The 21,190-nt window shown below is 68.9% G+C and carries 22 protein-coding genes; 14 read left to right on the top strand and 8 right to left on the bottom strand.

Annotated elements, in window-relative coordinates:
* Positions 1 to 243 precede the first annotated feature (243 nt).
* Positions 244 to 1,848 carry a glycoside hydrolase family 20 protein gene (locus ACIPEK_RS19225; protein ID WP_401997328.1) on the bottom strand — a complete coding sequence of 535 codons (1,605 nt, stop codon included), beginning with the start codon at positions 1,846 to 1,848 and terminating at the stop codon, positions 244 to 246.
* Positions 1,849 to 2,147: 299 nt separating this feature from the next.
* Between ACIPEK_RS19225 and ACIPEK_RS19220 the strand changes: the two genes are divergently transcribed.
* The 7 genes from ACIPEK_RS19220 (at position 2,148) to ACIPEK_RS19190 (ending at position 7,697) form a co-directional block, all read left to right on the top strand.
* Positions 2,148 to 2,678, top strand: coding sequence for a 2-oxo-4-hydroxy-4-carboxy-5-ureidoimidazoline decarboxylase (locus ACIPEK_RS19220; protein WP_401997358.1), 531 nt, complete (start codon positions 2,148 to 2,150; stop codon positions 2,676 to 2,678).
* 206 nt (positions 2,679 to 2,884) lie between these two features.
* On the top strand, positions 2,885 to 3,265 hold the full coding sequence (sdhC, locus tag ACIPEK_RS19215; protein ID WP_401997325.1) for a succinate dehydrogenase, cytochrome b556 subunit: 381 nt from the start codon (positions 2,885 to 2,887) through the stop codon (positions 3,263 to 3,265).
* Positions 3,266 to 3,270: 5 nt separating this feature from the next.
* A complete protein-coding gene (locus ACIPEK_RS19210; RefSeq protein WP_327273381.1) occupies positions 3,271 to 3,747 on the top strand; it encodes a succinate dehydrogenase hydrophobic membrane anchor subunit in 477 nt (158 codons plus the stop codon).
* Between the two features lie 30 nt (positions 3,748 to 3,777).
* Complete coding sequence (gene sdhA / locus ACIPEK_RS19205; protein ID WP_383074730.1) at positions 3,778 to 5,538, top strand: succinate dehydrogenase flavoprotein subunit; 1,761 nt, start codon at positions 3,778 to 3,780, stop codon at positions 5,536 to 5,538.
* A complete protein-coding gene (locus tag ACIPEK_RS19200; RefSeq protein WP_401997321.1) occupies positions 5,538 to 6,305 on the top strand; it encodes a succinate dehydrogenase iron-sulfur subunit in 768 nt (255 codons plus the stop codon). The genes sdhA and ACIPEK_RS19200 overlap by 1 nt, the downstream gene beginning before the upstream one ends.
* A gap of 181 nt (positions 6,306 to 6,486) precedes the next feature.
* Positions 6,487 to 7,089: a hypothetical protein gene (locus tag ACIPEK_RS19195; protein WP_401997318.1), complete on the top strand. Its 603-nt coding sequence runs from the start codon at positions 6,487 to 6,489 to the stop codon at positions 7,087 to 7,089.
* Positions 7,090 to 7,364: 275 nt separating this feature from the next.
* Positions 7,365 to 7,697 carry a hypothetical protein gene (locus ACIPEK_RS19190; RefSeq protein ID WP_401997315.1) on the top strand — a complete coding sequence of 111 codons (333 nt, stop codon included), beginning with the start codon at positions 7,365 to 7,367 and terminating at the stop codon, positions 7,695 to 7,697.
* A 19-nt stretch (positions 7,698 to 7,716) separates the two neighbouring features.
* Here the strand turns inward: ACIPEK_RS19190 and ACIPEK_RS19185 are convergent, their stop codons facing one another.
* Complete coding sequence (locus tag ACIPEK_RS19185; RefSeq protein WP_401997312.1) at positions 7,717 to 8,226, bottom strand: MarR family winged helix-turn-helix transcriptional regulator; 510 nt, start codon at positions 8,224 to 8,226, stop codon at positions 7,717 to 7,719.
* Between the two features lie 87 nt (positions 8,227 to 8,313).
* On the opposite strand from ACIPEK_RS19185, the gene ACIPEK_RS19180 reads away from it, so the two are divergent.
* From ACIPEK_RS19180 to ACIPEK_RS19165, 4 genes are all read left to right on the top strand, one after another.
* Positions 8,314 to 9,540, top strand: a complete 1,227-nt coding sequence (locus ACIPEK_RS19180) for an MFS transporter (RefSeq protein WP_401997309.1) — start codon at positions 8,314 to 8,316, stop codon at positions 9,538 to 9,540.
* A 67-nt stretch (positions 9,541 to 9,607) separates the two neighbouring features.
* Positions 9,608 to 10,039, top strand: a complete 432-nt coding sequence (locus ACIPEK_RS19175; protein WP_401997306.1) for a hypothetical protein — start codon at positions 9,608 to 9,610, stop codon at positions 10,037 to 10,039.
* A gap of 7 nt (positions 10,040 to 10,046) precedes the next feature.
* Positions 10,047 to 10,475, top strand: a complete 429-nt coding sequence (locus ACIPEK_RS19170; protein WP_383074719.1) for a thiol-disulfide oxidoreductase DCC family protein — start codon at positions 10,047 to 10,049, stop codon at positions 10,473 to 10,475.
* A 23-nt stretch (positions 10,476 to 10,498) separates the two neighbouring features.
* Complete coding sequence (locus tag ACIPEK_RS19165; RefSeq protein ID WP_383050461.1) at positions 10,499 to 11,209, top strand: TetR family transcriptional regulator; 711 nt, start codon at positions 10,499 to 10,501, stop codon at positions 11,207 to 11,209.
* Between the two features lie 82 nt (positions 11,210 to 11,291).
* Here ACIPEK_RS19165 and ACIPEK_RS19160 read toward each other — a convergent pair whose 3' ends face one another.
* The 3 genes from ACIPEK_RS19160 to ACIPEK_RS19150 form a co-directional block, all read right to left on the bottom strand.
* On the bottom strand, positions 11,292 to 12,848 hold the full coding sequence (locus tag ACIPEK_RS19160; protein ID WP_401997355.1) for an ABC transporter substrate-binding protein: 1,557 nt from the start codon (positions 12,846 to 12,848) through the stop codon (positions 11,292 to 11,294).
* Between the two features lie 188 nt (positions 12,849 to 13,036).
* Positions 13,037 to 14,317, bottom strand: a complete 1,281-nt coding sequence (locus ACIPEK_RS19155) for a metallophosphoesterase (RefSeq protein WP_401997302.1) — start codon at positions 14,315 to 14,317, stop codon at positions 13,037 to 13,039.
* A gap of 29 nt (positions 14,318 to 14,346) precedes the next feature.
* Positions 14,347 to 14,592, bottom strand: a complete 246-nt coding sequence (locus ACIPEK_RS19150) for an SCO4848 family membrane protein (RefSeq protein ID WP_383074715.1) — start codon at positions 14,590 to 14,592, stop codon at positions 14,347 to 14,349.
* Between the two features lie 121 nt (positions 14,593 to 14,713).
* On the opposite strand from ACIPEK_RS19150, the gene ACIPEK_RS19145 reads away from it, so the two are divergent.
* The gene (locus tag ACIPEK_RS19145; RefSeq protein WP_401997299.1) at positions 14,714 to 15,967 is read left to right on the top strand and encodes a D-alanyl-D-alanine carboxypeptidase family protein; all 1,254 of its coding nucleotides are present in this window, start codon (positions 14,714 to 14,716) and stop codon (positions 15,965 to 15,967) included.
* On the opposite strand, the gene ACIPEK_RS19140 is transcribed toward ACIPEK_RS19145, so the two are convergent.
* The gene (locus ACIPEK_RS19140; protein ID WP_401997296.1) at positions 15,915 to 16,844 is read right to left on the bottom strand and encodes a YihY/virulence factor BrkB family protein; all 930 of its coding nucleotides are present in this window, start codon (positions 16,842 to 16,844) and stop codon (positions 15,915 to 15,917) included. The two genes, ACIPEK_RS19145 and ACIPEK_RS19140, sit on opposite strands and share 53 nt — an antisense overlap.
* A 141-nt stretch (positions 16,845 to 16,985) precedes the next feature.
* On the opposite strand from ACIPEK_RS19140, the gene ACIPEK_RS19135 reads away from it, so the two are divergent.
* On the top strand, positions 16,986 to 18,335 hold the full coding sequence (locus tag ACIPEK_RS19135) for an FAD-binding protein (RefSeq protein ID WP_401997293.1): 1,350 nt from the start codon (positions 16,986 to 16,988) through the stop codon (positions 18,333 to 18,335).
* A gap of 76 nt (positions 18,336 to 18,411) precedes the next feature.
* Positions 18,412 to 19,212, top strand: a complete 801-nt coding sequence (locus ACIPEK_RS19130) for a decaprenylphospho-beta-D-erythro-pentofuranosid-2-ulose 2-reductase (RefSeq protein WP_401997290.1) — start codon at positions 18,412 to 18,414, stop codon at positions 19,210 to 19,212.
* Between the two features lie 243 nt (positions 19,213 to 19,455).
* On the opposite strand, the gene ACIPEK_RS19125 is transcribed toward ACIPEK_RS19130, so the two are convergent.
* Together ACIPEK_RS19125 and trpS are read right to left on the bottom strand one after the other, a co-directional pair.
* Entirely contained in the window at positions 19,456 to 20,046 is a 591-nt protein-coding gene (locus ACIPEK_RS19125; protein WP_383074705.1) for a 2'-5' RNA ligase family protein, read from the bottom strand.
* Between the two features lie 119 nt (positions 20,047 to 20,165).
* A complete protein-coding gene (gene trpS, locus ACIPEK_RS19120) occupies positions 20,166 to 21,179 on the bottom strand; it encodes a tryptophan--tRNA ligase (RefSeq protein ID WP_093900215.1) in 1,014 nt (337 codons plus the stop codon).
* Between the last annotated feature and the right edge of the window lie 11 nt (positions 21,180 to 21,190).

Below are 21,190 nucleotides of genomic sequence, written 5' to 3'. Positions count from 1 at the left end.
TGACCCAGGTGTCGCGCTACGAGATCATGGAAACAAGTCCGTCTCGCCGCAGCGCAGATCGGACAGATAGGGGGTTCCCCTATCGAACGCCCTCTGAGACGGCAGGTGGAGCACAGCATGATGTGAAACCCCCCAGGGTTCTGAGCCAGGAACGCAAGAACGCGCGCCTCTCCCCAGAGCGCGCGGCATGCGAACGTAACCCCGGCCCACCCCCCTGTCCACAGGTAATCCGGTCCGCCCCGCTCAGCCCACCCCGTCGATCCGCGCGGCCAGTGCCCGGAACTGATCCCAGCTCAGGGCCGGCTTGCCCGGGTCCCACAGCTTCTGGGCCGTCGCCCGCAGCGGCATCCGGATGCCCTGCGCCACCTGCGCCGGGGTCTGCGCGTTCGGGAGGTCGCCCCAGACCGCGAACCGGCCGCCCAGGATCTGGCCGGAGTAGCGCGCCGGGACAGGCTGGGTGCCGCGCAGGACGAGCGGGGTCCACTGTTCGTAGATCCGCTTGCCCGTGGGGTAGACGAAGTTGTTGGGCTGACCGAGTACGTAATAGAGGAACTCGTCGTTGAGGTTCACCACGCGCCGTCCCTCGCGCAGATACTCCTCCGGCAGCCGGGCGCCGTACTCCTTGCCCGTCCAGTACTCGACCTCGATGTCCTTGTCGGCGTGGACGACTCCGTCGCGGAAGAAGCCGTCGTTCCAGGCCTTGGGCTGCTTGCCGTGCGGGCGCACCACCGCCGCGCGGTCGTTGAGCCAGCCGGTGGCGAGGTCCTTGATGCCGGCCTGTGGTCCGTATTTCTGCTGGGCGGCGCGTTGCAGCTGCGGGTACGAGGCGGCCGGGTCCTTCGCCATCAGGGCGCGGTACTCGTCGGCGCCGAGATGCCAGTACCGGCCGCCGAACAGCTCGGTGAACTCGCCGAGGAGTTCATCGATGAGCTTCGCCGCCCCCGGATCGGAGATGTCGAGCGATCCGGTCGAGGGCACACCCGACGCATTGCGCAGCTGGAGGTCGGGGTGGGCGCGCAGGACCGCGCCCAGATGGCCGGGGGAGTCGATCTCGGGGACGACCTCGATGTGCAGCCGGCCCGCGAGGCCGAGGATCTGCCGCACCTCCGCCTTGGTGAGGTGCTGCGGCGAGACCACTTCGGGGTGGGTGTCGGACTGGATACGGAACGCCTGGTCGTCGGAGAAGTGCAGGCCGAGCTGGTTGAGCTTGAGGTCGGCCATCTCGCGCAGCCGGTCCTCGATCCAGGCGACGCTGTAGTACTTGCGGGCGATATCGAGGTTGAGGCCGCGCTGCGGCCGGTCGGGGCGGTCGCGTACCTCGCCCTCGGGCATGTCGCCGTCGGCGCGCACCGACTGCTTCAGGGTCCGGGTTCCGTAGAAGACACCGGCCTGGTCGGGGCCGCTGATCGTGACCCGCCCGTCGTGCGTTCCGAGGGTGTACGACTCCGGGGTGCCCTTGCCGGGGGTGAGGGCCAGCTCCACATCGCCCGCGCGGGCGGGGACGTCACCCCGGTAGCGGATCTTCAGTTCCCTGGCGAGCAGCTGCCCCTCGTCCGCGAGCGTCCCGCTGCCGTGGGTGATCACGACCCCGGCGGCCGGGCCGGGCCGCCAGCCGGGGCCGCGGGCGGCAATGTGCTCGCGTACGGCGGGGATGGTGCGGGGCGGAGTGGAGAGCGGGTAGCTCCGGGTCGGCGAGGGGGCGGCCGAGGCGCGCGAGGGAGTGCGGGACCCCGACTCCCCCGCGAGTCCGCTTTCGGAGCTTTCCGGCCAGACGACGACGGCGATCGTCGCGGCAGCCGCCGCGGTGAGGGCCGCACCGGCCACAAGAGCGCCGCGTGAGGGCGACATCGGTCAGAAACCTCCGGTATCGATGGGAAATAGAGCATAAGTCAGGAGATAGCCGGGCAATCTCTCTGAATTGCGGTCCATCAGACGTTCCGAAACTCTCCCGTCCGGGTGAAGTTCGCGCATCCGTCGGACGACCGTTGCCCGGCCTCGCTACCTTTGAGGCACATTCGTCTCTCCCTTCACCCTGCATCCGCCTGGTCTCACCCGTCCCGCCCCATTCCAGGTTCACAGATGCCGTTGATTCGAGGAGCCCCACGCTGTCCAGGTCCAGCGAGTCCCACGCCGGCCTCCCGAAGCGACTGCGGCGACCGGCCACCCGGACGGCCGTACCCGTCCAGAACTCCGGTCCGGCCCAGGACCGGGCCGACGCCCCGGAACTCGACCGCTTCAACACCGCACCGTCCGCCGAGGCCGAGGCCGCCCTGCTGGACTGCTTCAGCAGCCGGCGCTGGGCCGGGCGGGTGGCCGCCCACCGCCCGTACCCCGACCTGGACGCACTGCTGGCCGCCGCCGACGAGGCGGGCTACGACCTGCCCCCGCCGGATCTCGCCGAGGCACTCGCCGCCGAGGTCTCCCCCGGACTGCACCACGCCGCGCCGTACTCCGCCCATCTGGCGCTCCGGGCCGCGCACGCGGCGTACGAGTGCCGCTTCGGTCATGTCTTCGTGATCTGCCTGGACGGATTCGAGCCCGCCGAACAGCCGGACCAGGTACTCGCCGGAATCCGGGCCAGGCTGGCCCACGACCCCGACCAGGAGCGGGTGGTCACCGCGGACGAGATGCGGCGACTCGCCCGGGGCCGCATCATCGAGCTGGTATCGGGTTCATAACGGAACGGGGCCGGTCAGCCTTTCGACCAGTCCGTTCTAGCCCGTCCGTGGCTGTTTGATTGCCACTTTGATCACACCAGAGGCCCCCGCGCGAACGAACCGACAAAGCGTCGCTACGATGGCCGGGGCCGGTGGACCGTACCCGGCCGGGTCAGACCGACAGTCAAGCCGGCCGGCCCCAATCCCCGCTCCCGGAGGGTTCTTCCGTGCCGGCTGGAACGCTGTACCGCGGCCGGGAAGGCATGTGGTCCTGGGTGGCTCATCGAGTCACCGGTGTCCTCATTTTCTTCTTCCTGTTCGTACACGTCCTGGACACCGCTCTCGTCCGCGTTTCCCCCGAGGCCTACGACGACGTCGTGGCCACGTACAAGACGCCGATCATCGCGCTCCTCGAATACGGCCTGGTGGCCGCCATTCTCTTCCACGCGCTGAACGGTCTCCGCATCGTCGCCGTGGACTTCTGGGCCAAGGGCCCGCGCTACCAGAAGCAGATGCTCTGGTCCGTCGTGGGTGTCTGGGTCGTGCTGATGGTCGGGGCCCTGTACCCCGTCCTCGGCCACGCCGTACGCGAAGTCTTCGGGAGCTGAGGCCAATGTCCACCGAGTCCTCCGCCGCGATCGGCTCCGTCGAGGGCGTCCGCCTCTACGACGTCGACCACCCGGCTCCGGTCATCGAGCCGCCGCGCAAGCGGACCGGCAAGACCCCCAAGGGTTCGCGCACCAACTTCGAGATGTACGCCTGGCTCTTCATGCGCCTGTCGGGCATCGTCCTGGTCGTCCTGGTCCTGGGCCACCTGCTGATCCAGCTGGTGCTGGACGGCGGCGTCTCCAAGATCGGCTTCGCCTTCGTGGCCGGCCGCTGGGCCTCGCCGTTCTGGCAGGTCTGGGACCTGGCGATGCTGTGGCTGGCCATGCTGCACGGCGCCAACGGCCTCCGTACGGTCATCAACGACTACGCCGAACGGGACAACACCCGCTTCTGGCTGAAGATGCTGCTGTACACCGCCACGGTGTTCACCGTCCTGCTGGGCACGCTGGTGATCTTCACCTTCGACCCGAACATCCGCTAGGCGCCGGGGCCAGAGGGACCAGAGGAAATCATGCAGATCCACAAGTACGACACCGTCATCGTCGGCGCCGGCGGCGCCGGCATGCGCGCGGCCATCGAGTCCACGAAGCGCAGCCGTACCGCCGTGCTCACGAAGCTCTACCCGACCCGCTCCCACACGGGCGCCGCGCAGGGCGGCATGGCCGCCGCGCTCGCCAACGTGGAAGAGGACAACTGGGAGTGGCACACCTTCGACACGATCAAGGGCGGCGACTACCTGGTCGACCAGGACGCCGCCGAGATCCTGGCGAAGGAGGCCATCGACTCCGTTCTCGACCTGGAGAAGATGGGCCTGCCGTTCAACCGCACGCCCGAGGGCAAGATCGACCAGCGTCGCTTCGGCGGCCACAGCCGTAACCACGGCGAGGCCCCGGTCCGCCGGTCCTGCTACGCCTCGGACCGCACCGGCCACATGATCCTCCAGACGCTGTACCAGAACTGCGTCAAGGAGGGTGTGGAGTTCTTCAACGAGTTCTACGTCCTGGACCTCCTGCTCCAGGAGGACCCCGAGACCGGGCTGAAGAAGTCCGCAGGCGTCGTCGCGTACGAGCTGGCGACCGGCGAGATCCACGTCTTCCAGGCGAAGGCGATCATCTTCGCCTCCGGCGGCACCGGCAAGTTCTTCAAGGTGACGTCGAACGCGCACACCCTGACCGGTGACGGCCAGGCCGCCGCCTGGCGCCGCGGCCTGCCGCTGGAGGACATGGAGTTCTTCCAGTTCCACCCGACGGGCATCTGGCGCATGGGCATCCTGCTGACGGAGGGCGCCCGTGGTGAGGGCGGCATCCTCCGCAACAAGGACGGCGAGCGCTTCATGGAGAAGTACGCGCCCGTCATGAAGGACCTCGCGTCCCGTGACGTCGTGTCCCGCTCCATCTACACGGAGATCCGTGAGGGCCGCGGCTGCGGTCCCGAGGGCGACCACGTCTACCTCGACCTCACCCACCTGCCGCCGGAGCAGCTGGACGCCAAGCTCCCGGACATCACCGAGTTCGCGCGTACGTACCTCGGCATCGAGCCCTACACGGACCCGATCCCGATCCAGCCGACCGCGCACTACGCCATGGGCGGCATCCCGACCAACGTCGAGGGCGAGGTGCTGGCCGACAACACCACCGTCGTCCCGGGCCTGTACGCCGCCGGCGAGGTCGCGTGCGTCTCCGTGCACGGCGCCAACCGTCTGGGCACCAACTCGCTGCTCGACATCAACGTCTTCGGACGCCGCTCGGGCATCGCCGCCGCCGAGTACTCCGCGAAGAACGACTACGTCGAGCTTCCCGAGAACCCGGCGCAGATGGTCGTCGACCAGGTCGAGCGGCTGCGCAACTCGACGGGCACCGAGCGGGTCTCGACGATCCGTCTGGAGCTGCAGGAGTGCATGGACGCCAATGTGATGGTGTTCCGTACCGAGCAGACCATCAAGACGGCCGTCGACAAGATCGCCGAGCTGCGCAAGCGCTACCTGAACGTGTCCATCCAGGACAAGGGCAAGCGGTTCAACACGGACCTCCTGGAGGCCATCGAGCTGGGCAACCTGCTCGACCTGGCCGAGGTCATGGCGACCTCCGCGCTGGCCCGCAAGGAGTCCCGCGGCGGTCACTACCGCGAGGACTACCCGAACCGCGACGACGTCAACTTCATGCGCCACACCATGGCGTACCGCGAGGTCGCCGACGACGGCACCGAGTCGATCCGGCTCGACTACAAGCCGGTCGTCCAGACCCGCTACCAGCCGATGGAGCGTAAGTACTGATGGCTACCCCGACTATGGACAAGGTGGAGACCGACCCCTCGGCGTCCCCTGCCTCCCCGTACATCACGGTCACCTTCCGGATCCGCCGCTTCAACCCCGAGGTCTCCGACGAGGCCCAGTGGCAGGACTTCCAGATCGAGATCGACCCGAAGGAGCGTGTTCTCGACGCCCTTCACAAGATCAAGTGGGACGTCGACGGCACGCTGACGTTCCGTCGCTCCTGCGCGCACGGCATCTGTGGCTCCGACGCGATGCGGATCAACGGCAAGAACAGGCTCGCCTGCAAGACGCTGATCAAGGACATCAACCCGGAGAAGCCGATCACGGTCGAGGCCATCAAGGGCCTCACGGTCCTCAAGGACCTCGTGGTCGACATGGACCCGTTCTTCCAGGCGTACCGCGATGTCATGCCCTTCCTCATCACCAAGGGGAACGAGCCGACCCGCGAGCGTCTGCAGTCCGCCGAGGACCGCGAGCGGTTCGACGACACCACCAAGTGCATCCTGTGCGCCGCGTGCACGTCCTCGTGCCCGGTGTTCTGGAACGACGGCCAGTACTTCGGCCCGGCGGCGATCGTCAACGCGCACCGCTTCATCTTCGACTCGCGCGACGAGGGCGGCGAGCAGCGCCTGGAGATCCTCAACGACCGTGACGGTGTGTGGCGTTGCCGCACCACCTTCAACTGCACGGACGCCTGCCCGCGTGGCATCGAGGTCACCAAGGCGATCCAGGAGGTCAAGCGGGCGCTGATCACGCGCCGCTTCTGACCGCCACCGGCGCACCGGTTGCATCCGAGGCCCCGTTTTCCGCACGAACACTGCGGGAAGCGGGGCCTCTTGCTGCACCGCTCGGGTCTTGGCGGTACGGTCATGCGGAACCGGACACCGGTTCGCCGCCTCCGGCGCAGCAAGGCACGGGGCGCACAGGCTTGATCGAAAGCGGGGAACGTTGAGCGATCCGAATCCGTACGCGGACGACTCATACAAGTGGGGGCCTCCCCAGCAGCCGGGCAATCCGCCCACCGTCGCGGACGGCCAGGGGCATGGCCTGCCCGGCTCGGGCACGCCGGCCTACGGCTACCCGCAGCAGCTGCCCGAGTCCGCGGCCCAGCCCGGCCCCGGTTACGGCTACCCGCAGGACCAGGCAGCCCAGCCGACCATGCCCGGTCACGGCTTCCCGCAGCAGCCGGGCGCACTGCCCGGCGGCGGTGTGCCGATGCTGACGTTCGGCGACATCACCGTCATGAACGACCAGATCGTGACGCCGGCCGGCACGATGCCCCTCAAGGGCGCCGTGTGGACGGCCACGGACCTGTCGCGCACCGAGGAGAAGATCCCGACGGTCGCGATCGTGCTCGCGATCGTCTTCGCGCTGCTCTGCCTGGTCGGTCTGCTCTTCCTCCTGATGAAGGAGAAGAAGACGACCGGCTTCATCCAGGTCTCGGTGACCAGCGGCGGCAGGCACCACCAGACGATGATCCCGGCGATGGGACCGGAGACCTTCCCTATGGTGATGGCCCAGCTCAACACGGCCCGCGCGATGAGCATCTGACGGTCCGCAGGGATGGCCGGCATCCGGCACACCGTCGCCGTCGTCCCGCTGGATCGTGACCGGCTCCACGCGTACGCCGGACTGGTCTGCGATCTCGCCGAATCCACCTGGGGCCGGGACATCGTGCTGCCGGACGGGCGGACGATACCCGGCCTCAGAGCCTGTCGGGTGACCTCCGATCGGATAGCGGACGCGGTCTGGTGCGTGCGATTCCAAGGCGGAGGAGGGAGTCGACGCGAAGGGGGTCCCCCCATGCCTTCAGCTATGGGGAGTCGGTGACTGACGACAACGCGGGAAGCGTGCGTGCCAGGGCGTGGCCGCCCGGTCGGAGGTCACCCGACAGGCTCTCAGCCTGGTCAAGGGCCACCATCTGCGGCCCGGCGCCCGGTACGAGCCCTCCGGGCCCCGACACCGAGGAGCTGGAGGCGACGGTGGTACGGGAGTGGCGGCGCGGCAGTGTCGTCGCCCTGGAACAGCCGGTGCGGTCACCGGAGTTCGCCGGACGGGTGGCCCTGCGACTCGGCCGCATCCTGGCGCAGGATCTGGACGAACTCCGGGCGGAGCCGGCCGATCACGTCGTCAGAGACCCCTACGACGAAGCCGGCTGAGCGCCCGGCACCCCGAGCCTCAGTCCCACTCGGCGCCGCCCCGGTCCTCGGCGACCACCATGATGCGCCGCAGCATGTCGTTGAGCAGCGTGCGTTCGTCCTTGTCGAGGACGCCGAGCAGCCGGTACTCCTCGTGGCCGAGGACATCCATCGCGCCCAGCCAGGTCGAGCGGCCCTCGTCGGTGAGTTCCACATCGACCCGTCGGCGGTCGGTGGTGGAGGGCGTACGGCGGACGAAGCCGCGCCTTTCGAGCGAGTCCAGCCGGCCGGTGACGGAGGCGGGCGCGAGGTCGAGGTCGGCGGCGAGCTCGGAGGGGGCCGCCTTCCCGCCGCGTCCGGCCAGCTTGTGGAGCGTGTCGAACTCCTGGCGGTCGAGGTCGAAGTCGACCAGGGACTGTTCGCGTACCCGGCGCAGATGGACGGAGAGTTTCTTCATACGGGTCACCGCGCCCTCGATATCGGGATCGAGGTGGGGAAGGACGGGCTTCCAGCGCTCCACATGTCCGTCGGTCCAGTCGCGTCGCTCCATGGGGAAAGCGTACGCCCGGCCCCCAACTACGCTTCGGTACAAGATATTTCGTTGACGAATAGTTCGGAACCGAAATAGGTTGCGCGCATGCCGCACCCCTTGCGCACGCGCGCCTTCCGCCTGCTCTTCATCGGACGCACCCTCTCCCTCCTCGGCGACTCCGCCATCCCCACCGCCCTCTCCCTGGCCGTCTATCTGGCCACAGGATCGACCGGAGCACTCGCCCTGGTCCTGGGATGCGCGGTGATCCCCAAGCTGCTCCTGCTGCCACTGGGCGGCGTCGTGGGTGACCGCTTCAACGCCCGCACCGTCGCGCTCACCACCGATCTCGTACGGTGCGTGACCCAGCTCTTCGTCGGCGCGGAGCTGCTCGGCGGCTCCCCCGCGCTCTGGCAGATCGCCCTCGCCGAGGCGATCGGTGGCGCCGCCGGGGCGTTCGCGATGCCGACCGTGTCACCGCTGATCCGCGGCACCGTGGCGGAGTCGGGGCTGCTGCGCGCCAACTCACTGATGGCGGTGGTCAACAGCGCGACCCGGCTCGGCGGCCCGGCCCTCGCCGGAGCCCTGATCCTCACCGCGGGCCCGGGCTGGGCCTTCGTGCTGGACGGCGCGAGCTTCGCGGTGAGCGCGGCGCTGCTGTCCGCCATGAAGGTCCGGCATGTGCCCATCCCCCGGCGCTCCCTGCTCGCCGACCTCAAGGAGGGCTGGAGCGAGGTCAGGGGCCGCGACTGGTACTGGACGAGCCTGATCGCCCACGCCGTCTGGAACTGCGCGGCGGCCGTCCTGATGACCGTGGGTCCGGCGCTCTTCGTCCGGGAGCTGGGCGGCAAGAGCGTTTGGGTCGCCCTCCTCCAGACCGGCGCGGTCGGCCTGCTCCTCGGCTCCCTGCTGGCCGGCCGGGCCCACCCCCGCCGCCCGGTCCTGATCGCCAACCTGGGCCTCGCCACGTACGCCCTCCCGCTCGGCCTGCTCGCCGTCCACGCACCCGTCGTCGTGACCATCGCCGCGTACGGCATCGCACAGGCCGGCCTCGGCTTCCTCAACCCGGTCTGGGAGACCTCGGTCCAGTCCGCCGTGCCCGCGCACGCCCTGGCCCGCGTGACCTCGTACGACTGGCTGCTCTCCCTCGGCGCGATGCCGCTCGGATATGCCCTGGCCCCACTCGCCGCCTCGGCCTGGGGCGCCGAAGTCCCCCTGGCCGTCGCTGCGGTGGCGGTCGGCGCCGCCTGTCTGGCGACGGCGGCGGTGCCGGGCGTACGGCGCTTCGCGGCGGTCGGCAAGCAGGAGGAGCGAGCCACCGAAGCGCTTGCTTGAACATGTTCAAAGACAGGTATACAGTCCATGACAACAGCTTTTGAACGCGTTCAAGGGAGGGTGGGGCATGGACCTCACTGTTGTCGCGTACGTCATCTACCTGCTGATCAGCGTGGCGCTCACCGTCTGGGTGGCGCGCACGCTCAGCCGCAACGGCAGGGTGTTCCTCGCCGATGTGCTGCACGGGAACGAGAAACTCGCCGATGCCGTCAACCACCTGCTGGTGGTCGGCTTCTACCTGGTCAACCTGGGCTTCGTCACCCTCTACCTGAGGAACGACGACGGGGTCGCCGACGCCCGCGGGCTCTTCGAGGCACTGTCGGTGAAGCTCGGCGTCGTCCTGCTCGTCCTCGGCGTGCTGCACCTCGGCAACGTCTATGTGCTCAACAAGATCCGCCGCAGGGGCCTGATGGAGCGTGAGCAGACCCCGCCCGTACCGCCGCAGGGCTGGACGGGTCCGGGAAACGGTCCGTGGGCCGCACCCGCCACCAAAGCCTGAGCGCGCCATGACGGCTGGAACAGGCGGGCAGCGGCTGTCCGTCGAGCGCCTCACGGTGCTCTACGACGCACAGTGCTCGCTCTGCGTCCATCTGCGCCGGTGGCTGATGAAGCAGCGCCAACTCGTCCCGCTCGACCTCGTCCCGGCGGCCTCCGACGAGGCACGACGCCGCTTCCCCGGACTGGACCACGCCGGGACGCTCGACGAGATCACCGTGATCGGCGACCGGGGGCAGATCTACCGCGGGACCGACGCATGGATCGTCTGCCTCTGGGCGCTGGCCGAACACCGGCCCAGATCCCACTGGCTGGCCACCCCGGCGGGCCGCCCGTTCGCCCGGGCGACCGTGCTCGCCGCCGCCAAGTACCGGTCGCTGACCGCGACACCGTGCGGCGACGGGGACAGCGCCTGTACGGCCCCCGGATCCGGGGACTGACCGGGGCGGATACCCTCGGGACTGTGGTGAAGGAAGCGAAGGACGTGAAGGAAGTCAAGGCTCCCAAGAGCGAGCAGACCCGCACACTCATCCTCGAAACCGCGCTCCGGCTCTTCCAGGAACGCGGCTACGACAAGACGACGATGCGGGCCATCGCCCAGGAGGCCGGCGTCTCCGTCGGGAACGCCTACTACTACTTCACGAACAAGGAACACCTCGTCCAGGGCTTCTACGACCGGCTCGCCGCCGAGCACGAAGCGGCGGTCCAGCCGGTCCTGGACGGCGACAAGGACCTCGCGGTGCGGATGCGCGGGGTCCTGCTCACGTGGCTGGACGTGGCGGAGCCGTACCACCGCTTCGCCGCCCAGTTCTTCAAGAACGCCGCCGACCCGGAGAGCCCGCTCAGCCCGTTCTCGGCGGATTCGGTCGCGGCCCGCGAGGCGGCGATCTCCATCCACCGGCGGTGCCTGGCCGGCTCCGACGCCAAGACCGATCCCGAACTGGCCGAGCTGCTGCCGCAGTTGATGTGGCTGATGCAGATGGGCCTGGTGCTGTACTGGGTGTACGACCGGACGGAGCACACCGAACGCAGCCGCCGCCTGGTCGAGCGCTCCGCCCCGATCGGCGCCCGCGCCATCGCGCTCTCCCGGTTCCGGGCGCTGCGACCTCTGGTGCGGCAGATTCACGAGGTGCTGGAGGAATTCCTGCCCGGCGCCGCGAAGCGTCGGGCCTAGGCAGAGGGGCGATCGTCCGGCAGTGCCGGGACGACCGCCCCCCGGACCCTGTCGTACGCGCCGGGTCCGGCGCGACGGACCGTCAGATCCGCTTCAGTTCCCACAGCCGCCAGATGCCGGTGCCGTCCGAGAGGTACTGCGAACCGGAGACATCGGTCGTGCTGATGACATAGTCCTTCTTCTGCCACAGCGGCACGAGCGGCACATCCTCACCGACCAGCGCCTGGAGCTCCTTGAAGTCCGCCGAGGTACGGCTGCGGTCGCTGTACTGCAGCGTGGCGCCGATCAGGGCGTCCATCTTCTTGCTGGAGTAGCCGTTGTGGAGGCTGTTGCTGCGGCCCACCAGCGGCTGGCTGAAGGTGTCGGGGTCCGGGTAGTCGGGAAGCCAGCCGACGGTGTACGCGTCGTACTTGCCTGCCGCGTATTCCTTCTGGAACTTCTGCCAGTCGACTGCCTTGACCGTGACCTTGAACAGGCCGCTCGCCTCCAGCTGGCGGCGCAGCTCCGCGGTCTCCGTCGCGTACGCCTCGTCGCCGCCGCGGTAGCCGAAGGTGAAGTGCAGCGGCGTCTGCACGCCGGCCTCCTCCATCAGCTTCTTGGCGCGCTCGAGGTCGGGCGCGGGGTAGATGTCGAAGAACGGTGTGCTGTGCCCGATGTAGCCCTGCGGGATCAGCGAGTAGAGCGGCTCGACCGTGCCCTTGTAGACATCGGTCACCAGCGGCCCGCGGTCGATGATCGACGCGATGGCCTGGCGGACCTTCTTGTCGGCGAACGGGGAGCCGGCGCGGACGTTGAAGACGAGATTGCGGATCTCGGCGCTGCCCGCCTCGGTGACGCGCTGATCGGGGTCGCCGGGGTTCAGCTCGGCGAGCGTGGCAGGCGGCAGCTGGCGGTGCGTCACATCGATCTGTCCGGACTTCCAGGCCGCCAGGAGTGCGTCCGACTCCTTGTAGTAGTGCACGGTGACCGGGACACCGGTCTTGCTCAGCGCACCCTTGTACCGGGGGTTGGGGACCAGCTCGGCGGTGACGCCGGGCCGGTACGACTTCAGGATGTAGGGGCCCGAGCCGTCGATCGTGCTTCCGGCCCGGAGCTTGTTCGGCGGGTACGACTCGCGGTCGACGATCGAACCGGCTCCCGTGGCGAGCTTCTGCGGGAAGGTCGCATCGCGCGAGGAGAGGTTGAAGGTGATGGTGCGGCCCTCGGACACCACGTTCTTGAGGCTCGGGAACAGCACCGCCGGACCGACATCCGTCTTGATCCTGATCATGCGCTCGATGGAGTACTTGACATCGGCGGCGGTCATCTTGCGACCGTTGGAGAAGAACAGATCGTCGCGCAGCTTGCACTGGTACGTCTGGAGCTTCTGGCCGATGAACCCACAGCTCTCGGCGGCGTCGGGTTCGGGGACGATCGCCCCGGACTTGAACGTCATGAGGGACTGATAGATGTTGCTGTACATCGCCCAGGAACCGGCGTCGTACGCACCCGCCGGGTCGAGCGAGGTGACTTCGTCCGTCGTACCGACCGCGATCGGGTCCTTCTTCACCTCGTCCGAAGGAAGCAGCTGCCAGGCGCCGACGCCTGCGATGACCAAAACCGCGAAAATCGCGAGAATCCGTATCCGGATCGACCGCATTGCCGTGCTCTCCCTTACCAGCCCCACCTCGGCGTCGCGCTCAGATACGCACATCACCGCATGTTCGCGCTCAGCCAATCACACGATTTTCACATCTGGAAGAGCAAAACTAGGACTCATAGCCTTTTGTTCGGCACTTGAAACCTCAGGTCGATCAACAAGGTCCGCAACAGGCCATCGACGGAGTGTCAGGCCTGCCGGGAGGCGAGTTCCACGACGGTGATGTCGGAGGGTGCACCGACCCGTACGGGCGGCCCCCAGGCGCCCGCTCCACGCGAGACGTACAGCTGGGTGTCGCCGTAGCGGTCGAGCCCGGCGACGGTGGGATTGGCCAGTCCTGCGATGAGATTGCCCGGCCAGAGCTGGCCGCCGTGGGTGTGGCCGGAGAGCTGGAGGTCCACACCGTGGGCGACGGCATCGTGGATGACGACGGGCTGGTGGGCGAGGAGGACGGCGGCGCGGGTACGATCCCGGTCACCGAGCGCGCGATCGAAGTCGGGTCCCCTCCCCTCGCTCTCCCCGGCGATGTCATTGACACCCGCAAGATCGAATCCGTCGACCTCGACCCGGGCATTCTCCAAAGGGTGAAGCCCCAATTCCCGTACATGATCAATCCATTGGGCGGCACCGGAGTAGTACTCGTGATTACCGGTGACGAAGAAGCTGCCCCGGCGGGCACTCAGCCGCGCGAGCGGCTCCGCGGCCGGACCGAGGTCGGCGACGGTTCCGTCGACGAGATCCCCGACGACGGCGACCAGATCCGGCTGGGTCCGGTTGATCGTGTCGACGATCCGCTGGGTGTGGGCGCGGCCGAGGATCGGGCCGAGGTGGATGTCGCTGACGACGGCGATCCGGAAGCCGTGCGCGGAGCGGGGCAGCTTGGCGAGCGGGACGGTGATCCGCTTGACCCGCGGCCCGCGCAGCACGCCGTACGTGCCGTGGCCGACCGTGCCGAGCCCGGCGACGGCGGCGGCGCCCCCGACGGCCCGCGCGACGAACAGACGGCGTGTGGGGACGGCGAGGGTGTCCGCTGCGGGGGCGTCGGCGACGAGGATGTCCGCTGCCGGGGCTGCGGGGGCGTCGGCGGCCTCGGGCGTGAGCACCTTCGTCACCGACGGACGATTCGACCGGCTTGACTCGTTCGCACGGCCCGCGAGCACCCGTCGCAGAATCGGCCGCACCGCCTCGCCCACCAGCAGAGCCAGCGTCAGATACAGCAGCGCGGCCAGCCACAGGTACCCCGGCCAGGCCAGCACCCGCTGGAGCCAGAAGGGCGCACCCGTACGGCCGGCGACCAGGGCGCCGATGCTCAGCAGCGGCAGGAGGTACACGGCCACCGTGCCGGCTGCGCGCAGGGCGCTGCCCTCGGCCGTCGTGTCACCGACGAAGCGGCGCCACAGATAGCGGTGCACACCGACGAGCAGCGCGAGCACCACGACTGCCGCCACCGCGAGACCGGCCACTGCCACTTGCGCTCCCCCGCCCGTCGTACGGCTTGTTACGCACCTTCGCGGCGCAGGGCCCTGATCCCACGGAACCCGATCACACCAACGGCCGTCCCCAGGAGAAAGGACGTGATGGCGAGCAGCAGATGCACCCAGAAGTACGCAGTCGGGTCACCCGCGTCGTCGAAGGCGAGTCCACTGCCGTCCTTCCACAGGTTCTTGACGAAAGTGATCCAGATGAACCAGCTCCACACCCCGAAAGCGAGCAGGAACCAGGAGACGGGGCGGCTGAGCTTCATGGCCCCAGTATCTCCGCCGCGCTCCGGCGAAGTCGCCCGGGGTGGGCTGTCCCGGCGGTGCACACGGCGGGTCAAGCCATCCGTACCCACATTCATATCTTCGCCCTGTACGTTTCCGACCGTGCCTGCTCTGAAAAAGATCGCGTTGACGGTCACCTCTGCCGCCTTGTTGTCCGCATTTGTCGTCAGTCCGGCATCGGCGGTCGACAAGGACACCCCCGCCAACCGGCCGAAGCCACCCGCCGGTATGTCCCGGGTCGGTGGCGAGCTGCTGGGCCGGACCGGCACGCAGGTCAAGCTGGGGGCCGGCGCCCCGGTACTGCCCAAGGACCTCACGGGCAGGTCCTGGATCGTCGCGGACGCGGAGAACGGCGAGGTCCTCGCGGCGCACAACCCGCACTGGCGGCTGCCCCCCGCCTCCACCCTGAAGATGCTCTTCGCGGACACCGTGATGCCCGGACTCCAGCCGAAGACCCGGACGCACACGGTGCAGGAGGAGGACCTCGCCGATCTCGGCGAGGGCAGCAGCCTGGTCGGCATCAAGGAACACCTCAGCTATACGGTCCACGACCTGTGGCTCGGGGTGTTCCTGCGTTCGGGCAATGACGCGGTGCATGTGCTGTCCTCGATGTACGGCGGCATCCCCAAGACCGTCGCCGACATGCAGGCACACGCCGTGGAGTTGCAGGCGCTCGACACGAAGGTGGTGTCGCCCGACGGTTACGACGCGCCCGATCAGGTCTCCAGCGCGTACGACCTGACGCTGTTCGCCCGCAGCGGGCTGCAGAAGGCGGACTTCCGGGAGTACTGCTCGACGGCCGAGGCGGACTTCCCCGGCACGAAGAAGAACGGGAAGCGCGAGAGCTTCAAGATCCAGAACACCAACCGGCTGCTCACCGGTGCGGACGGCGTCGACCCGTACAAGGGCATCGCGGGGGTCAAGAACGGCTACACCACGCACGCGGGCAACACCTTCACCGGTGTCGCCGAACGCAACGGCAAGGTGCTGCTCGTCACCGTCATGAACCCGTCGTCCAATGAGCGCCACGCCGTCTACAAGGAAGCCGCCGACCTCCTCGACTGGGGCTTCGCCGCGAGCGGCAAGGTGACCCCGGTCGGCGAACTGGTACCCCCGAAGTCCGCCAGTACCGAAACCGGCACCGGGAAGGGCCCCGCGGCGGCGCACGAAGAGGACAAGGGCAGGAACGGCCCCTCGCACAACACCGAGGCCGCTGCCGCCGACGGCGGCAACCGGGGCGTGGGGATCGCGCTGGGAATCGCCGGAGGCGTCCTGGTGCTGCTGGCCGGCGGGGTGTTCCTGGTCAACCGGCGCTGGCCGTTGCCGGACCTGATGCGCCGCCTTCCTCGCCGCTGACGGGCGCGGAGTCCTTCTCGGTGTCCTTGCTGTTCCGCGTCGCCGTCCAGGCGGCGCAGAACAGCAGCAGCCTCGCCGTGAAGTTGATCCACAGCAGCAGCGCGACCGGCACCCCGAAGGCGCCGTACATGCTCTTCGACGCTACGCCCTTCATATAGCTGCCGAGCAGCAGCTTGAGCAGTTCGAAGCCGACCGCGCCAATCGCTGCGGCGACCAGTAGCCTGCGCCGCGGGGGCTCGACGCCGGGCAGCAGCGTCAGCAGATAGAGCAGCAGCAGGAAGTCGGCGAGGGCCGCCACGACCACGGCTGCCACCTGCAGCACCACACCGCCCGCGCCGCGGTCCGAGATGCCCAGCAGGCCGGCGGTCCAGCCGACGGCTACGGAGCCTGCCGAGGAGACGGCGAGAGTCACGAGCGCCGCTCCGCCCAGACCGAAGAGCAGCCCGACGTCCTTGAGTTTACGGATGACCGGATTGCCCAGGTCCGTGTCGTCCATGCCCCACACGGCGCGCAGACAGCCCCGCATCGCGCCGATCCAGCCGATGCCGGTGAAGAGCAGCAGCGCACCGGCGACCAGCCCGACCGTGCCCGCGTTGGCGACCAGATTGTTGATGCCGAGCTGGTCGGAGATGCCCGGCACCTGCTCGGTGATCTTGTCCTCGATCTTGTGGATCTGCTCGGTGGAGAGCAGCGCGGCACCGATCGCCGCGCCGACCGCGATCAGCGGGAAGAGCGCCAGGAAGCTGATGAAGGTGATCGCGGCGGCGAGCCTGGCCCAGTGGACCCGTTCCAGCGTTTCGTACGAGCGCCAGGTGTGCGTCGCCATCAGCCGGGAGACGATCGGCCCGATGACAGGGAGGTTTTTCAGCCAGTCCATGACGTACGACTACCCTCCCGGGCAAGGAAAACCGGCATCCCTTTCACTGCCGTACGGGCTGACACTTCCTCAATCACCCATATCGGTGAGTGTTGTAACAAATCCCTCGAAAGGGTTTTCTCGGGCGATACGGTCACCACCATGTCTGTCGACACCGTGTCCCTGACCGGCTGGGGCCGTACCGCCCCGACGACCGCCCTGCGCTTCCGCCCCCGTACGTACGAGGAGGCGGCGGCGACGGTACGCGGCTGCGGACCCCGCGGTTCCATCGCCCGGGGGCTCGGCCGGTCCCACGGCGACGCCGCACAGAACGCGGGCGGCTCCGTCCTCGACATGACCGCGCTGAACCGGATCCGCACCATCGACGCCGGGACCGGCCTGGTGGTCTGCGACGCCGGGGTCAGCCTGCACCGGCTGATGGAAGTCCTGCTGCCGCTCGGCTGGTTCGTCCCCGTCACACCGGCCACCCGTCATGTCACCGTGGGCGGCGCGATCGGCGCCGACATCCACGGCCGCAATCATCACTTCTCCGGCTCCTTCTCGCGGCACGTCCAGGAGCTGAAGCTGCTGACCGCCGAGGGCGAGATCCGTACGGTCCGGCCCGGCACCGATCTCTTCGACGCGACCGCGGGCGGCCTGGGGCTGACGGGTGTGATCCTCTCCGCCACGCTCCGGTGCCACCGTGTCACCAGCTCCTGGATGTCGGTGGACACCGAACGGACCGTCGACCTGGACGACCTGCTGGCCAGGCTCTCCGCCGGGGACCACCGCTACCGCTATTCGGCCGCCTGGATCGATCTCCTCGCCCGCGGCCGGGCGACGGGGCGCTCCGTACTCACCCGGGGGGAGCACGTGCCCCGGTACGCGCTCCCGGCGCGCGCCCAGCGCACACCGCTCGCGTTCCGCCCGGGACAGTTGCCGGTCGCACCCGCGCTCGTACCGGAAGGGCTGCTCGGCCGTACCTCGGTCGCCCTCTTCAACGAGCTCCACTACCGCAGCGCCCCCAGGTACCGCGTCGGCGAGCTCCAGAAGCTGTCCGCGTTCTTCCACCCCCTGGACTGCCTGCCGCACTGGAACCGGATCCATGGGCGCGGCGGATCCGTGCGGTACCAGTTCGTCGTCGGGCACGGTCAGGAGGAGACACTGCGCCGGATCGTGCGCCGGATCTCCCGGCGGCGCTGCCCGTCGTTCCTCGCCGTGCTCAAGCGGTTCGGCGAAGGCGACCCGGGCTGGCTGTCGTTCCCGATGCCCGGCTGGGCGCTCGCCCTCGATCTGCCCGCCGCGCTGCCGGGCCTGGCCGGGTTCCTGGACTCGCTGGACGAGGAGGTGGCGGAGGCCGGTGGCCGGGTCTGCCTGGCCAAGGACTCCCGGCTGCGGCCTCAGATGCTGGCCGCGATGTATCCACGGCTGGCCGAATTCCGGTCGCTGCGCGCCGAGCTGGACCCGAACGGTGCGTTCCGCTCGGACCTGTCGCGCCGCCTGTCGCTCTGACCGCTGCGGTCCTCCGCCCTCTCGTTCTCCTTCGTCCCCCTCGCCCCCCGCCCCCTCGTCCGCAAGGAGTGTTTCCGTGAAGGACGCCTTCGGTGCCCCGCAGTCCCTGCTCGTGCTCGGCGGCACGTCTCGGATCGCTCTCGCCACCGCACGCCGGCTGATCGCCCACCGGACCCGTACGGTCTGGCTGGCCGGCCGCCCCTCGCCCGCACTGGAGTCGGCCGCCGCCGAACTGCGCACACGCGGCGCCGACGTCCGTACGGTCGACTTCGACGCCCTCGACTCCGAGTCCCACGAGACCGCCCTCGGCAAGATCTTCACCGAGGGCGACATCGACATGGTGCTCCTCGCCTTCGGTATCGCGGGCGACCAGGAGCGTGACGAGGAGGAGCCGCTCTCCGCGGTCCGGGTCGCCCGGACGAATTACACGGGGGCTGTCTCCGCCGGGCTGGTGTGCGCCGGAGCACTCCAGGCGCAGGGACACGGCTCGCTGGTGGTGCTGTCCTCGGTGGCCGGCGAACGCGTCCGCCGTGCCGACTTCATCTACGGGTCCAGCAAGGCGGGCCTGGACGCGTTCACACAGGGGCTGGGGGACGCGCTGTACGGCACGGGGGTGCATGTGATGGTCGTACGCCCCGGCGTCGTACGGCCAAAAACGGCGGCCCGGCCCGCGACGCCGCGGCTCACCGCGGCACGGTTCGCCGCTGCACCGCTGGAGGCGTCGCCTCTCGCGACGACTCCGGATGCGGTCGCGGCGGCGATCGTGACGGGTCTGCGGCGACGTTCGGAGACGGTGTGGGTGCCGGGGTCACTGCGTGTAGTGATGTCGGCACTGCGGCATGTACCGCGCCCGCTGTTCCGGCGCCTGCCGGTCTGATCCTCGGGCGCCGGGGCGCTCAACGAGCGAAGAGGGCCCTCCGGGGCCGCTCAGAGCCTGTCGGGTGACCTCCGATCGGATAGCGGACGCGGTCTGGTGCGTGCGATTCCAAGGCGGAGGAGGGAGCCGACGCAAAGGGGGTCCCCCATGCCTTCAGCTATGGGGGAGTCGGTGACTGACGACAACGCGGGAAGCGTGCGTGCCAGGGCGTGGCCACCCGGTCGGAGGTCACCCGACAGGCTCTCAGGGATGCAGGGAGGGCTCGTCCACGCAGGAGCCGCCCTGCGCGGGCACGGCGGGCGCGCCCTCCCCGGCACCGAACGGGAACTCGTTGATCTTGCGCCAGACGCCGTCCGGGCCCTGCTCGTACAACGCGAAGGAAGCGCAGGTCCAGGCGGCCTCGTAGTCGGAGAGCTCCTCGTACGCCCGGTCCATCGCCTGCTCGGCGATGCCGTGCGCCACGGTCACATGCGGGTGGTACGGGAACTGGAGCTCGCGCACCAGTGGCCCGGAGGAGTCCCTGACCCGCTTCTGCAGCCACGAGCAGGCCGAGGCCCCCTCGACGACCTGGACGAAGACGACCGGCGAGAGGGGACGGAAGGTCCCCGTGCCGGCGAGTCGCATCGGAAAGGGGCGGCCGCCCGTGGCGATCTGCGCGAGATGCGCCTCGATCGCGGGCAGGTCGGCCGCCTCGGCCTCGGTCGGCGGAAGGAGCGTGACGTGGGTGGGAATGCCGTACGCGGCAGGATCCCCGAAGCTCGCGCGCCGCTCCTGGAGCAGGCTGCCGTAGGGCTCCGGGACCGCGATCGAAACGCCGAGCGTTACGGTCCCCACGTCGTTCTCCTCAATCCTCGATGGCCGATGGTCGGTGGCCTGTTTTCAGCCATCCACCGGATCAACTTCCCGTCGCCAGTGTGACGCCTGGGGCCCCGAAACCGCCAGGGTCCTTGGACTCAGTGCTTCGCGGGCAGAAAGCCCATCCGGTCGTACGTCCGGGCCAGGGTCTCGGCCGCGACGGAGCGGGCCTTCTCCGCGCCCTTGGCCAGGATCGAGTCCAGCGTCTCCGGGTCGTCCAGGTATTCCTGGGTGCGGGTGCGGAACGGTGTGACGAACTCGACCATGACCTCGGCAAGGTCGGTCTTGAGCGCACCGTAGCCCTTGCCCTCGTACTTCTGCTCCAGATCCGCGATACCGGTTTCGGTCAGCGTGGAGTAGATGGTCAGCAGGTTGCTGACCCCGGGCTTCTCGGCCCGGTCGAAGCGGATGACCGTGTCGGTGTCGGTGACCGCGCTCCTGACCTTCTTGGCGGTGGCCTTCGGCTCGTCGAGGAGGTTGATGAGGCCCTTCGGGGTGGCCGCCGACTTGCTCATCTTCGACGACGGGTCCTGAAGGTCGTAGATCTTCGCCGTCTCCTTGAGGATGTACGGGTCCGGCACGGTGAACGTGTCGCCGTAGCTGCCGTTGAACCGCTCGGCGAGATTACGGGTCAGCTCCAGGTGCTGGCGCTGGTCCTCGCCGACCGGAACCTGGTCGGCCTGGTACAGCAGGATGTCGGCCACCATCAGCATCGGGTACGTGAAGAGACCGACCGTGGTGCGGTCGGCCCCCTGCTTGGCGGACTTGTCCTTGAACTGCGTCATGCGGGACGCCTCGCCGAAGCCGGTGAGGCAGTTCATGATCCAGCCGAGCTGGGCGTGCTCGGGGACATGGCTCTGGACGAAGAGCGTGCAGCGCTCCGGGTCGAGACCGGCGGCGAGGAGCTGGGCGACGGCGAGCCGGGTGTTCGCGCGCAGCTCTGCGGGGTCCTGCGGAATGGTGATCGCATGCAGGTCCACGACCATGTAGAAGGCGTCGTGGGATTCCTGCAGTGCCACCCACTGGCGGACCGCACCGAGGTAGTTGCCGAGGTGGAACGAGCCTGCGGTGGGCTGGATTCCGGAGAGCACGCGGGGGCGTTCAGAGGCCATGGGACCCATTG

Origin of the sequence: Streptomyces sp. NPDC088246 (assembly GCF_044741025.1) — a bacterium.
Taxonomy (GTDB): domain Bacteria; phylum Actinomycetota; class Actinomycetes; order Streptomycetales; family Streptomycetaceae; genus Streptomyces.
This window is presented reverse-complemented; position numbering and strand designations above follow the sequence as displayed.

Coding starts and splice junctions, on each gene's coding strand:
- ACIPEK_RS19170 (WP_383074719.1), top strand. CDS start 10,047: ATGACGGCTGGAACAGGCGGGCAGCGGCTGTCCGTCGAGCGCCTCACG.
- ACIPEK_RS19150 (WP_383074715.1), bottom strand. CDS start 14,592: ATGAAGCTCAGCCGCCCCGTCTCCTGGTTCCTGCTCGCTTTCGGGGTG.
- ACIPEK_RS19185 (WP_401997312.1), bottom strand. CDS start 8,226: ATGGAGCGACGCGACTGGACCGACGGACATGTGGAGCGCTGGAAGCCC.
- ACIPEK_RS19140 (WP_401997296.1), bottom strand. CDS start 16,844: ATGGACTGGCTGAAAAACCTCCCTGTCATCGGGCCGATCGTCTCCCGG.
- ACIPEK_RS19225 (WP_401997328.1), bottom strand. CDS start 1,848: ATGTCGCCCTCACGCGGCGCTCTTGTGGCCGGTGCGGCCCTCACCGCG.
- ACIPEK_RS19180 (WP_401997309.1), top strand. CDS start 8,314: ATGCCGCACCCCTTGCGCACGCGCGCCTTCCGCCTGCTCTTCATCGGA.
- ACIPEK_RS19175 (WP_401997306.1), top strand. CDS start 9,608: ATGGACCTCACTGTTGTCGCGTACGTCATCTACCTGCTGATCAGCGTG.
- trpS (WP_093900215.1), bottom strand. CDS start 21,179: ATGGCCTCTGAACGCCCCCGCGTGCTCTCCGGAATCCAGCCCACCGCA.
- sdhA (WP_383074730.1), top strand. CDS start 3,778: ATGCAGATCCACAAGTACGACACCGTCATCGTCGGCGCCGGCGGCGCC.
- ACIPEK_RS19210 (WP_327273381.1), top strand. CDS start 3,271: ATGTCCACCGAGTCCTCCGCCGCGATCGGCTCCGTCGAGGGCGTCCGC.
- ACIPEK_RS19200 (WP_401997321.1), top strand. CDS start 5,538: ATGGCTACCCCGACTATGGACAAGGTGGAGACCGACCCCTCGGCGTCC.
- ACIPEK_RS19160 (WP_401997355.1), bottom strand. CDS start 12,848: ATGCGGTCGATCCGGATACGGATTCTCGCGATTTTCGCGGTTTTGGTC.
- ACIPEK_RS19135 (WP_401997293.1), top strand. CDS start 16,986: ATGTCTGTCGACACCGTGTCCCTGACCGGCTGGGGCCGTACCGCCCCG.